At 37.4% G+C, this 13,886-nt stretch carries 10 protein-coding genes and 1 tRNA gene; 5 read left to right on the forward strand and 6 right to left on the reverse strand.

What is annotated here, in order from left to right; genetic code table 11:
- Positions 1-52: 52 nt before the first annotated feature.
- Both RG47T_RS10200 and RG47T_RS10205 read left to right on the forward strand, forming a co-directional pair.
- Positions 53-139 (forward strand) — tRNA-Ser (locus RG47T_RS10200).
- 259 nt (positions 140-398) lie between these two features.
- Positions 399-1,634 (forward strand): site-specific integrase, encoded by a 1,236-nt coding sequence (locus tag RG47T_RS10205; RefSeq protein WP_074489326.1) that lies wholly within the window; start codon positions 399-401, stop codon positions 1,632-1,634.
- A gap of 110 nt (positions 1,635-1,744) precedes the next feature.
- On the opposite strand, the gene RG47T_RS10210 is transcribed toward RG47T_RS10205, so the two are convergent.
- On the reverse strand, positions 1,745-5,998 hold the full coding sequence (locus tag RG47T_RS10210) for a hypothetical protein (protein ID WP_074489327.1): 4,254 nt from the start codon (positions 5,996-5,998) through the stop codon (positions 1,745-1,747).
- A gap of 275 nt (positions 5,999-6,273) precedes the next feature.
- On the opposite strand from RG47T_RS10210, the gene RG47T_RS27160 reads away from it, so the two are divergent.
- The 3 genes from RG47T_RS27160 (at position 6,274) to RG47T_RS10225 (ending at position 12,097) form a co-directional block, all read left to right on the forward strand.
- A complete protein-coding gene (locus RG47T_RS27160) occupies positions 6,274-9,372 on the forward strand; it encodes a DUF262 domain-containing protein (protein ID WP_074489328.1) in 3,099 nt (1,032 codons plus the stop codon).
- Positions 9,373-9,409: 37 nt separating this feature from the next.
- Complete coding sequence (locus RG47T_RS10220; RefSeq protein WP_171972509.1) at positions 9,410-11,305, forward strand: AAA family ATPase; 1,896 nt, start codon at positions 9,410-9,412, stop codon at positions 11,303-11,305.
- 192 nt (positions 11,306-11,497) lie between these two features.
- A complete protein-coding gene (locus RG47T_RS10225; protein ID WP_074489331.1) occupies positions 11,498-12,097 on the forward strand; it encodes a hypothetical protein in 600 nt (199 codons plus the stop codon).
- Here RG47T_RS10225 and RG47T_RS10230 read toward each other — a convergent pair.
- From RG47T_RS10230 to RG47T_RS26365, 5 genes are all read right to left on the reverse strand, one after another.
- Positions 12,078-12,365 carry a hypothetical protein gene (locus tag RG47T_RS10230; RefSeq protein ID WP_074489333.1) on the reverse strand — a complete coding sequence of 96 codons (288 nt, stop codon included), beginning with the start codon at positions 12,363-12,365 and terminating at the stop codon, positions 12,078-12,080. The genes RG47T_RS10225 and RG47T_RS10230 overlap by 20 nt on opposite strands.
- 2 nt (positions 12,366-12,367) lie before the next feature.
- Positions 12,368-12,631, reverse strand: a complete 264-nt coding sequence (locus RG47T_RS10235; RefSeq protein ID WP_074489334.1) for a helix-turn-helix domain-containing protein — start codon at positions 12,629-12,631, stop codon at positions 12,368-12,370.
- A gap of 266 nt (positions 12,632-12,897) precedes the next feature.
- Entirely contained in the window at positions 12,898-13,131 is a 234-nt protein-coding gene (locus RG47T_RS25710) for a hypothetical protein (protein WP_139235675.1), read from the reverse strand.
- Positions 13,132-13,192: 61 nt separating this feature from the next.
- Positions 13,193-13,648, reverse strand: a complete 456-nt coding sequence (locus tag RG47T_RS10240; RefSeq protein ID WP_074489335.1) for a PH domain-containing protein — start codon at positions 13,646-13,648, stop codon at positions 13,193-13,195.
- On the reverse strand, positions 13,635-13,886 hold a 252-nt coding region (locus tag RG47T_RS26365), incomplete at its 5' end, for a hypothetical protein (protein ID WP_216351039.1). The genes RG47T_RS26365 and RG47T_RS10240, both read right to left, overlap by 14 nt.

Genomic DNA, 13,886 nt, shown 5'->3' on the forward strand with positions numbered 1-13,886 from the left:
AAAAGTACACTTCAAATTTGCCAATCCGCCTTGGATTTGTACTTTTGTCCCCGGAGAGTTGGCAGAGTGGTCGATTGCGGCAGTCTTGAAAACTGTTGAACTGTGAAAGGTTCCTGGGGTTCGAATCCCTAACTCTCCGCTGAAAGCATTAAAAAAGTGATTTAAGCCCTTTAATTGAAGAATTGAAGGGCTTTTTCTTTTCCAATACCTACCAAAACTCGCATACAATCGCAAAACTCTATTGCGTCATTCGTAGAGTCTTTTTAAAATCGACCAAAAAATAAAAAAGACTCTACGATTGGCTTGTAACAAACTGTATTACAACCTGTTTACGGGGTGGACATCTTGTAATATAGCACACACAAACGTAATTTTGTTTAACTTTTTATTAATGTGTTATGTTGGAAAAAAGCTTTGGATTAATGTTTTTCTTAAAACAACCTAAAAATCAAAATGAAACTCTCAGATCTATCTATGTAAAAATCACAGTAGATGGGAAGGCTACCGAATTGTCTACCAAACGGAAGTGCGAAATAGCCCGATGGAATATCGCTGCTGGAAGGGAGTCAGGAAACAAAGAGTCAACTAAAGAATTAAATTATTACCTGGATACATTAGAGCAAATGATTTATCAGGCAAAAAGATCATTAAATGACTCGGATAAGCTGGTAACAGCTCAAGCAATTAAAGATGTCCTAAATGGAGTAACTGAAAAGCCTAAGATGATTTTGATTGTGTTTAAGCACCATAATGACCAAATGAAAGCTTTAGAAGGTATAGACTTCGCCAAAGGAACAATTGGCCGGTATGAGATCTCGATGCAGCACACAAGGGATTTTATCAAATGGATGTATAAGGTGGATGATAAGCCGATTAAAGAACTAGATCATGAATTTATATCGCAGTACGCATTCTGGTTGAAAACGATACGAAAGTGCAATCATAATTCAACTATGAAATACCTGGCGAATTTCAAAAAGGTGGTATTAATCTGCGTAAAAAACCGGTGGTTACCCGGTGATCCATTCGCAAACTTTAAACTGACAAAAAAGGCAGTTGAAAAAGTTGCACTTACAGAGGCCGAATTAAAGAGAGTTATTGAAAAGAAATTCGATGCCGAAAGACTTTCTTTAGTGAGAGATATTTTTGTTTTTAGCTGTTATACAGGTCTCGCCTATGCTGATGTGAAAAACTTAAAGCGATCTGATATAAAAACTGGGATAGATGAGAAAGAATGGATTTTTATCAATCGTCAGAAAACGAACTCTGCCTCTCACCTACCCTTGTTAGCTCAAGCACGAAAGATTTTAGCCCGATACAAAGAACATATTAAATGCCTCAATACGGATGTTGCGCTGCCAGTCTTGACCAATCAAAAAATGAATGCTTATTTAAAAGAGATAGCCGATAACTGCGGAATAAAGGAGGAACTTACTTTTCATATTGCGCGTCATACTTTTGCGACTACGGTTACTCTTAACAACGGCGTACCAATGGAGTCAGTTTCAAAAATGCTAGGGCATTCTTCAATCAGGCAAACGCAGCACTATGCTAAAATGCAAAATTACAAAGTAAGTAAAGACATGCTCTTACTGGAAGACAACTTAATCGAAAAAAACTATCAAGATAACTGAAATAATTAAGTTGTAGGATCGTTGGCAACATGATGATCCTGCAACTTAATTGCAATAAGACATTCCTGGTATGAATCGTAGTTATTATTTAATAATGCTAATTTTTAAAACTAACAATGTGTGCTATTATGAAATTCAAAATAATTGTAATCTCCACTCCAAACGATCCATTTTGTACAATTTTGCCAGTGATCGTCCTTGCTTTTATTAGGGCTGTTAGCAACTGTGCTGCGGAAGTTCTCAGCGATCCAAAGAGGCACCAAAGCATTTGATTTTAAAAAAATATCAAAACTCTTTCGGTCAACTAAAGTTATCTTCTGCTCGGTATTGTCATTTTCCCACTGTTTATAGATTAAACACTTCAGTATTTCCTTATCATCGAAGAAACCTCTTTTGTCGGTTGTTGTAATTTGCAGGCCTTTACGAAGCAATAGCGACGGCACCTGATATATGTCCGTTTGTTTGGCGATGCTGGATTCATGAATTTCAGTGATAGCAGATTTAACCTGATACCCTCGATTATATTGATTGGCTATCCACTTATCCGGTTCTTCTTCCTCATACTTGTTCATCCAAATCACATCCACAAGGGAATGGCTGAAGCCATGCGAAATAGAAGCGCTCATATCGTCCGGCCGCATACCGTGGTTGGAATCAAATGTATTTTCAGGGTTCATAACAAAACCTTTAAGCTTCGATAGTTCATCTTCCGGGATTAAAACGCAATTCAAACTTAACCTCGCACGGCCAACTTTATTCGGATCGGGTAAGGCAGTAGTGGAATATAGTGCGATCCAGTCGTCATCACTCTCATGTCGTCCATTTAAATGACGGCCTTTCAGCTCTATCCATTGCTTGAAATCGGGCACAAATGACTTCTTAGCCCAATTTTTAATAGCGTCTTGCGTTGCTTTTGGTGTTAGCGGAATAGGCTCTGCAATATCTTCGGGAAGTAACCATCGATCTGTATCGGTATGGTAATAATGCACTATATGTCCGACACCAAAATCAACTGGATTACCAATATGTAGTATTTTGCCATAATCCTGCAACATACCTTCCGGCTCAAAAACACCGTAAGGTAGACGGTCAGCCAAGAACCCCTGAATTCTGTGAACAGCCAGCCAGGTATATTTTTCCTCAAAGGTTGCCCATTCGCTGTTACCATCGTTAGCGGGCCGCTTCTTTTTATTCCAGCCCAGGTCTTTGATGAATTTTATTGCGGCAGCAACTGCAAAGCCATGCTGGTTAAAATCAGCGCCATATCGTTCCGTGTAGGGTTTCATGAATTCTTTGCCGGCATTATCAAGGCCGCCTTCTACATAATGCAGAAAGCCTTTAAATGCCTCATCAATCACATTCCAACCAAGATCATCCTGGATCGGGTATCTGCCTTCAACGTGTGAATCAAGTTCATGAGCACTAAAATCAAGCTCTAATTCTTCGCCAGAAGTTTTGTAAGGCGGTCTGCATTGCAAAATCTCAGCTTCTGTATAAAGATTAAAGCTATACATTCTTTCCATATAGGCAAGCGCACCATACCTGACCACTGAATTAGTTAAGTCGCCAATGATCCGATCTGAAAAGATATTCGCTAATATCCAATCCCCTAACAGGCGTTGGTCTAAATCGGCCTTCGTAAATTTACCTGACAACCCTAAAATAATTGTACTCAGGTCTTCTTGAATCTGGGCATCCCCACACAGGAAAACCATATTAAGCAATTGTACAAACCCATCTATGTTCGTGGAAGCCCAGTCAGTTAATTCGGACCGGCATTTTTCCCGGTATGCTTTGTGTACAGAACTAAGGCTCCATACCATTATCAGGGGCTTACCCAAATAAAGGTCAAATGGATAGAGTTGTGTGTGTTCCAGATATAACGATAGTACACTGTTGCCGATATAATCATGGTGATCCGGCCCCGACCAAAACAAATCACGTTGGTAGGTATTGGGAAATTCAATAAGCGCATGATGTACGATCTCGACCCCAAGATTCAAGCCTTCGCGATAAAGATTGGGCATTATAAACTCATTCACCATCAAATCCCGGGTAGTATAATCGGCTGTTTTGAATTTTGAGCGTAGAAAGCCTAAATAAGATCTAATCTTTCCGTCGGGGCTTTGGCTCAATACCTGAAATTGCAATCGTAATAATTGCCGTGAATCTAAATCTTTCGCCCATAAACCGTTTTCACCTATCAAAAGATCAAAATTATTAAATAAGATAACCGCCGTCAAAGTGCGTGTATATTGCATTTGCGCATCGTGAAATATAAGAGGCAGTTCAAGCAAACTACTTTGAGCGATAATGTTAGCATGCTTTAAAGCATGTAAATATTCTGAATAGGATTGAATTCCGATCCCGTAAACTTTTTTGGCGGGCGAGATGCCGTCGTCGGCTTGTATTTGTTGATAGACAAGGAAACCGTGATCGGTCAACATATCCAACAATGATCCAATAATTACTTTATCGACGACCTGGTGTAATGCGTCGAATAGCTGATTTCTCAAAAAATCACGAGTCAGCTTATTGTTGTCTTTAAATAAGTCAGCTATAAAAAATAACGCTTGCCTGACTATTTGGTCATTTATGGAAATATTGGGACTATATTTAGATTGAAATTCTTCCTCCAATCTTTCAATTTTAATGCCGAGCAAATTTTTGAGAGTGAAGTGCATCGGGTGATTGCTGATACCCGCAATATCTTGTCCGGCATACATTTGACAGAACAAGCGTAACGTCAGCGCATTTTCAAAAGCGCCTCTGATCCAAAAGTTATTCGCATATGTGATCTTATAAATTTCAAAATATTCTGGAACAAGGTCATAAAGCAAACGATCCCCCGATTCTGGTATATCTACCCGAAGTTGTGTAAGTTCGTTATTCGGTAAATTACAGGGATTCATATTCATTGGGGGATATGAACGAGCCGAAAACACAAATCGAATTAATGGGAACTTTTTAAGCCAAATTTCACATTCCAATATCCGGAAACGCCAGGATGCCCAATCATCCGCTTCATCAATTCCGTCAACACAGATCAAAACGCGGCTTGACCTGTTCCAACGCTGCTCTCCGTTCTTTTTACCCGATGCTGCGCGCACACTATTTCGCACCGCTAACGCTTCCAATCCTGTAAAGATCTCCAGATCGCTCCAACCTGTGCAACAATCCAATGTTTGCCGTAGTATGTTCCCCCAATTTTCGTTGGCAGTACCTTTAGCGCGAATGATAAACGCAGCTTGGCCTTCGGCTAATGTACGGTCTACCGCATTGGCTAATGCATGCGTTTTACCGGTGCCTACCGGCCCGAGTATGGAATAATTATGCGGATGGTATTCTTTATTTAAATGCACCCAGTATTGAGCTAAATAGATTTGATGTACTTTTTGCAAGCCTTGTATAAGATGTGGTGTAATGTTTCTTAAAGGATTGAACTTAGGCAAGGCTTCGATTTTTAATTTTAATTGCCACACATCAAAATCTGCCGGGCTTTTAACCTGAGGAACGTAAACACCAGCTTGCAGATCAATAAGCAAGTTTTCAAATACTAAGAGGTGTTCATTTAGATGCTGTTTTACAATAACCAATTCCTGATTGATCTCCGGGAAATAGGTGTTTTGCGCAATGTAGGAGTCAATGACAATTACGCTTTCTTCCACTTCTCTTTTTGTTTCAGTGACAGATAAGATCTCATAGGCAATGTAACTGTCCGTAAATAACATTTCGTCAATCAATCTGGCTATTTTACCTGCCTGATGCAGATCCGGAACATACCGCTCGTTAAGCCATCCTGCTTTAGCTAATTCAAAACGGGTTATCAATGTTGTCATTGCTAACTCTTCCTTTTCAAACCAAAACCGTTTTATGCCCTCGTTACCGGCTTCACCTAATTCATTTAACAATCTATCTTCAAACCAAAATTCAATCGCTAAGTCTTTTAAGTCTGCGTTGATTTTTGCCGCCAGGTCAAGAACCTTTTTTTCCTCGCTGACTTTGATCAGTTTACCCTCTTTTCCTTTTTTTTCGCTGTGCTTTTTTCTTGGCAAGCAAACGATGTAACGTTTCAAATCTTTCCTTACATCTTTAGCTGTGCGGGCCGAGTGTTCAATCTGCTTGAGTTGTGTATTTGTAAGTGAACTGAGAAAATATTTGGCTTGAACACCTACAATCTGCCCATCGTTTAACACGCCGTATGCTTCGACCCCGCCATCACCGCCAGCGCCATTCACGACCGAAAAATAGGTAACATTGCCAGAGAATGACCGATATAAATAACGCTGAAACAACTGGACACACAGTGCCTCAAATGCCTCATCCGGAGAACTATTGTAATTGTTTAATCCTGCTATTTCCATTTTTTTGTTAAGCTATTACCAATTACCACCAGTTGTTCCTGACCTAACCTTCTTTGTAAGTCCATTTTTCATCGCTTTTTGGATCAAGCTGTTAATATAAATCTAATAGCAATAAATGCAATTTAAATTTTAACAATTAACTCATGCCTATGAAGTCATTAATGTTGATTCCCTTGGGGTTAAATGCCTTGTTGGTATTGTAATATAATTCTTTAATAAATTACATTAATTTTAGCCTAAATCATGCTTTAAAAAAGGAGCCTTTTATATACGATATGGAAATAAGCGAAATATTTGAAAATTATGTAAAGATTGAGCCCAAGGTTATGTCTATTGAAAGTCTTTTTAATAACGAAGATCGCCTTAGTCGGACAAACTACAAGCCCTTTTATCAGCGAAATTATGTATGGGATGATGAAAAGGCTACTTATTTTATCGAAAGTATTCTCCTTGGCACTGAGATACCTCCATTAATTTATTTCCGAAACTCCGATGGTGTTGAGATTATAGACGGGAGACAGCGATATGAAACCATTTTAAATTTTAAAGACAATGATTTTAAGCTGAGAAAAAATGGACTTCAAAAACTTGAAAACATAGGTATTGCTAATAAATATTTTAAAAACATTGATGAAAAGCTTCGTGAACTATTTTGGGATACTAAGTTACGGATCATCGAATTTAGCTTTCATTCAAAATCATTAGTCAATGATGAAATTGAAGAAATTGTAAAAAAAGAAATTTTTAAGCGTTATAATTCCGGCATCACACCACTTAAACCTACAGATATTGCAAAAGCCGCTTATATTGATGATGATCTAAATAGCTATTTCAAAAGAAAATTGAATAGCGATGCCGTATTGTATGGAGACGTTTCAGGCTTACTTTATTTTGAAAAAAGCAATATCGAAGTTCTTTTAAAAAAAATCAGGCAGCTGCTAGTACTACACTATATACCTATCAAATATTTTTCAGTTAAAAAGGATTCAATTATTGCAAAATATTTTGAATTCATGTTTAACGCTTCAAACGAAACTGAAATAGAACAAGTTTTCGATGGCTTTATAACTAAGATTAATTTATTAAAGAAACTGAGAGGTCATTTAAAAACCGACGGGACTACATACAATCGTTTGATATTTGAGTGCGTTTATTGGGCATTATCAATTTTAGAAGTTGAACTGAAAACAGCTCATACGCTTTCAGAAGTTGACCTTAGAAATCTTGCGTCATATATATCTGCAAATAAAGACTCTTACAAAATGGAACGTAGCTCTTTTTCTAAAGAACTTCACCATAGATTCCAGATAACGTCGGAGTTTTTTAAAAATCGATTTGGAATAGATTTTACCGCTTACCTCCAGAACAATCCCGAATTCAAAGAAAAAACCCAAGAGTTGGAGCCAATAAATTCAGAAATGATAAGTTTTGAAGAATTGAGGATCAATAAACCTGAGCCATCGTCAATAGCTATTGATGATATATGCCGACAAATGGAAAAACAGCGATTTTTGATTCGCCCCCCTTACCAACGAAATGAAGTAATTAATAAAAAAAAGTCATCTGCCATTATAGAGAGTATTCTAATGGGAATCAAATTGCCTCCCATTTTCGTTTTTAAAAGAAAAGACGATGTTTCCGAAGTTTTAGACGGCCAGCAGCGACTATTATCCATTTTAGGCTTTATTGGTAAACCATATTTGGATGAAAATAATGTAAAACGTTTTTCGGACAAGGATGGATACTCACTAAACTTGAAGAATGGTGTTTTAAAAAACCTTAGCGGAAAAACTTTTGAGGCACTTTCAAAAGACGAGAAAGAAAAAATTAAAAATTTCGATTTATCACTAATAGAGATAAATGAAAAGAATAATGAACGTTTTGACCCAATAGATTTATTCATCAGGCTGAACAATAAACCATACCCTATCAAAGAGGACACCTTTGAAATGTGGAACTCTTATATTTCAAGAGATATTATTGTGACAATCAAAGCAATCCATCGGAGTAATAAAGACTGGTTTTACTTTAGAAAAAATAACTCCAGGATGGAAGATGAGAACATTTACACTTCGCTAATTTTTCTTCAATATCAAAAGTCAAAGCTTGGCCAACACGAAAGTCAAAAATTGAAAGATTTGGATATCTATAAAATTGGCGATAAAATCAATTTTAGGCTCAAAGCAAAAAATGATATAACTAAAATACTAGAAGGTAGCGAAACGAAAAGTGATTTTATAAAGGCTTGTTTTGATTTTGAATTTGATTTTCTAAAAAAACTTAAAGTAATCTTAAGCGATGAGCAGGCAACTATCCAATCAATTAGTAATACTTTGGATGATATCTTTGGAAAAGAAAATAACAGGAGAACACAACAAAGTTTTTATGCGTTATGGTATTTTATTAATGATATCTCATTAGACAACCTTGAGCAAAACAAATATGAAGCCAGAAAAGGATTAAGTTATCTTTTTCGCTTAATGGATGATGTAATTAGTAAAACTGAATTTGAAAAGAATCTAAAAGAATTCAAAAAACAGCTTTCTTCCAGTATAGGCAAAATTGAAGACAACATATCAGAACTTTTAAATAGCGCTCCGATAAAATTATCCGATATTGCTGAAATTCATTCGGGAATGAGTATGAATTTGTTAAAAAAGTTTAATAAGCTCACTTCTACAACCGCTATAGAATACATCAAGGATTACGAAGTGAGTAATTTCATTATAAAACCTCTTGGGTCAACGCCAGTTGCTATCGATGACCGTCCTGAAGATGTCCGCAACTTTCTTGAAAATCCAACAAAAATTATCCTTAAAAAAATAAATTTTATTGATCGTCGCCTAGATGTAGGAATGATCTCCCAAAAATCAATTTTTGGTAACAATAGTATCATGCTGTCTATTGTTCGATTTGGTTTCGATCCTAAATTTATTACATCAATACTTTCAAGTTCGCTCATAAATTATTATGTGAGATTGAATGCGTCGGGGCTGAGTGGTACATCACAGATATCTTCACACTTAATTCAAAATATTCCGTTACCAATCGTAAAGTTAGAAGAACAACTTCCGCTTATTAGAATGTACGAATATGTTAGTCATTTGCCTGAGGGCAGTGTTTATTCGGGATTCTTTATGAGATTAATCGATGCACTAACTTATGAGCTCTACTTTAAGGAAGAGTTTAACAAACTTGATTTACGTTTTTCAAAATATCTATCGTCACTGCCTGATATTACCCATGTGCAAAATGCAACTGAGCAATTGACCAATATATATTTTGAACTGAGTAATTCTCATCATGCAATTAGTGCGCTTTTGTATCGACTACTGACAGTGGAGCTTGTGGTTGAAATAGAAGGAGTCGTATAATTAAAAAATCACCTTAACCTACCTTATTAAAGATATTTTGAAAAGAATCACATCTATTCAGCTTGAAAACTATAGAGCCTTTCATAGCACGTTTCAGCCTATTTCGTTGCGGAATGGACAAAATGTTCTGATATATGGTGAAAATGGAAGCGGAAAGAGCTCCTTATTCAAAGCCTTAAACGACTATATTAGTAGCTCGCGAATTTTAAGGGCGTTTGTGCCAAACAGATACTCACAAAACCCAAGTGGTCAGATTGAAATTACATTTTCAGATTTTACGACAAATCCTTGGGCAGAAACTCCGAATACAAGCCAAACGTTTGTTTTTTCCGATACTGTAACGCCTAATCAAGCTGCTTTCCTGCAAGTCGCTTCGCTAGCCAAAGGTTTTTTAGAATATCGAGATTTACTTGATGTTTATTTGCATAAAGAAGCAAGACCTAACTTATTCAACCTTGTAATCAAGACGCTCCTTGCAAATTATATTCCCAATAATTATGGAGCCACATATAGGCTTGGTATCAAATGGCAACAGCTGCAAACACAGCTGATTGGTGAAAGTTATACCCGGCGAAATAACAATCATCAGGCGGCCTTAAGAGATTTAGTGACTTATGAGAGCTACTTAAGATCTACCTTAAACGACATTTTCATTGATTTAAACCTTATGCTAAATACTTATTTTACAGATTTGAGTATTCAGCTTTCTTACGACCTTGCACCTTTGAGTTTTAATTACGGAAATAACAAATGGGACTGGAAAACTCAAGCAGACTTTCGATTAAATATTATTAAAGACGGAGTTTTAATAACTGGCGATTATAGCGACCTGTTAAACGAAGCGAGGTTGTCTGCTTTCGCAATTTGCCTTTACTTGTCTTCGTTAAAACGTAATCCAGTAGTAGATTATCAAATACTTTATCTGGATGATATTTTTGTGGGATTAGACGCGGGAAATCGCTTGCCAATTTTACAAATCATAGAAAACGAGTTCGCAGAATACCAAATTTTCATTTCAACGTATGATCGACATTGGTATGAGTTGGCATCAAGGTATTTTCAAAAAAGTTCAAGCAATAACTGGCTGGCTTTGGAGTTTTATGTCGGTCAAGGAGAAGAGAATGGAATTCACTTCGACAAGCCAATTATCACAAAAGGAGAATCAAACCTTGAGAAAGCAATCAAATATTTACATCATAAAACCGATCCAGATTATCCCGCTGCTGGCAATTGTTTCAGGAAATATTTAGAAGAATTGCTTCCTAAATACATTCCTCCCATCGAACTAACTGATGCCAATAACCAACAATTGGCGGATTTTAAAACGACAAAGATAATTGAACTCAGTATAAGCTTTTTGAAAAGAACTTTTAACGATCCAAGTAATTTAGAAAGTATTTATAGCTTATTACACGGAGTTATACATCCACTTTCTCATTATTCAATAAAAGGACCCGTTTATAAAAGAGAGTTGCAAATTATTGAATCTTCTATTATAGCACTTGAATCACAGCTAAAGGTATTAGACTGGACAAATAATTATAAACCCATATTAGATAAGGGTAAAATTATTAAGTTGACTTTCTGTGTGGATCAGCCAACAAATCATTATTTTTATTACGAAATTTCTTTAAAGTCTACACTTTGGATTAAGGACATTCCAGGGCATTCACCAATCATCTGTAAGACGGGTTGTCAGGCGGATAAATATTATGGACATAATGGCCAAACACCCTATCCGCCCGGCAGGGCTAACTCTAGTTTAGCTATATTCAATTATGATACTTTGGAAAATGCATACCATAATATCCAAAATTTTCTTAGTACAACTCAAATTCAATTCCCTCCGCAGCAAGGAGGATATTTAAGCTGTTGCGAATGGGCTGGGCTAACTGGTTGGGAGCCTTTAACAAACTTAATAGTTTGGCCATAAGAACTACCATTTAAAGTTACAAAATATTTAACAAATAAATATGCTAAATATTTTAGTAAAACAAAAAAATGTCTGACTTTTACGATTTGATAATGGGCCATTGAATAACGCATGCTTTGCGATGATTTATTTAGACAGGTGAATAGAACGATTTTAATATTTGGAAATAAATTAAGGGAATAGTTGCCGGAAATGGCAATGATTTATAAACTGGGGGCTTCTATGACCATACCAACTATTTGCCTGGAGAAGGCAAACTTCAGTGTACATCCATTTGGGGCAGATGATTTTTTGCGCTATGACGACCTGGCAAAAGAGATTTACCAGATTCTATCTAATGAGGAAACATTATACTTTATACCGGAAAAGCGACTGGTAAATATTGAGGATGCCAAGAACTGGCTTAACGGCGCAATCCTTAATTTTCATGATGGAAGGAACGCGGTTCATTTTATCGCTTCAAATAGCACAGGGAAATTGGTGGACATCATTGATCTAATCCCCCCTGCCGTTGCTAGGGAACATTACCAACTTGAGGACTACCCCTACTTTTTTGAATTTTACCTGATTGGCGATGCGAAAGGTCAATCTATAATGACCAATTTATTACCTGCCATTGTGAAAATTCTCAGATCAAATGGTATAAGGAAGATTGCAACAGCTGTAAATCGTAAGAATCATGCGGCCGGTAAAGGTTTGGTTTTATATCGCGAAATAACTTTGACCCGTTTCAGGACTCATATGCGTTATCTGCTTGATGAGCAGCCGCAAGCTATAAGATCAATTCTATGATACTGCCCTGGTAAGCATCATAAGTCGGCAGATAAATAATATATTCGAGTTCTTTGAGCTTGCTGATACATTTGTGGTAGGTAGTTATACTACTAAAATGAGCCCCTTTCATCAATTGTTTCCGTGATACTTTTAATTGTCTTTCGTAACCGCTTTTGTGCCAAAGCGAAAGAATAAAAGTATACAAGCTGATATGCCAAACATTGACGCGCGGATCATCGGTTATTTTTGAATATAGCAATATTGGTGTTAATTTCTCTGGCTTCATAGTTATTGTCGTTTACCACTGAGCATATTTTCAATGTCAGCAAGTTTGTAAAAATGGATTCCGCCAACTTTTCGCGATTTGAGCTTTCCGGAGATTCGTAAATTTTGGACTGTACCAGTGGAAACTTTGAGGAGTCTTCGGACATCGGCACACCTGAGCCATTCTTTATTCTCGGGCTTATTGTTGGCTAACAAATCCTGGATGTCATTGAGTAATGATCGTCGAAATGCTTCTAAATCATCTTTGGTGATAATTTCTAACGGCATGGAATATAAATTAGATAATGGTATTCGCGAACAGGAAATGCTGTTCATTCTACGAGATGGGTTTCTTGAAAACTAATACAGGTATTGACCTTGCCCACAGACGGGTGAGCGGTAATACAGATTACGTTTAGGTTTTTTTGAGAAGATTTAATCTACAAGGCTTAAAAATAAAACCCCCTTAGCGCTCGCCGCAAGGGGATTTCAACCTAAACCTTATCACAATGCAGACGAGTTGTCTACAGATGGTGCAAATTAGAATTTAATCTTTAAAAACGGTGCATCGAGCGCGTATTTCTCCGCATATGATCGTTAAACAAACGTTCCGCCTGGTTGCGTTCATTTCTTCTCCTGTTCAGAATTGAAACCCGCCACACACAAAGTGCCCAGGCGGCAAAAGCCACAGCAAGACAAACCAATGTAGTTTTGGTGTCCTTAGAACCCAATGCGCCAAATAGGGCAAAGGTGGATATTAATGCGGCTAACAAGACGTTGCGAACCATAATTTTGTGGATTAATTTATGATTTAAATTTACTAATTATTTTAGTAGCATCCAAGCATATCTAATTTATTTCGTAGATACGGTTATCTTTTCTTGCTTCCTGCACATGATCCCTGATGGTATCGATTAAATCAGATTGGGGAATACCGACCAGCCAGAGAATGGGATTTTCCGGGTCGGTGCTTTTCAGTGTAACATTCATCAGGCTAAAAAGCTGTAATAACAAGGGCTGCGTAACGATGTAGTCCTTCACTCTATACATCTCAACCTGGTCAATTCTTTTAAAGAATATCCCTCGGCTCACCCGAATGACTTCCGGCGTAATGATATAAAGACTATTCCAGATGTATAAAAAGCGGTACCAGGCAGCGCCGGTAGTGGCGATGCTGAAGAAAAGAAAATAAGGCGAAAGCCACCACGCCAGCAGCAAAAAGGTGAGGCCAAAAAGAATAAGTGGCAGTGACTTCGCGAAAGCGAAGATCATTGCGGGTCTGAGCGCTATTTCAGGGTTTTGCATAATGTTTCAATTGGTCTAAATAAGTGTCAAATTGTTTGGATTTTGCGGTTCTCACGCCTGTCCTGATACCGGTCGCCTTTTCAAAGCTGTTTAAGGAAATCGTATCCTGATCGAAGCCATAAACCTGCTCACCGCAGAGGATCTGGATTTGCACTTCAGAGCGCAGCAGGCGTACAGGCTTATAAAACAAACCTGCCGCAACCCGTATATCAGCCAGTCTACCCAATAGATCTTTACC

This window comes from Mucilaginibacter polytrichastri, from assembly GCF_001911425.1.
Taxonomy (GTDB): Bacteria; Bacteroidota; Bacteroidia; order Sphingobacteriales; family Sphingobacteriaceae; genus Mucilaginibacter; species Mucilaginibacter polytrichastri.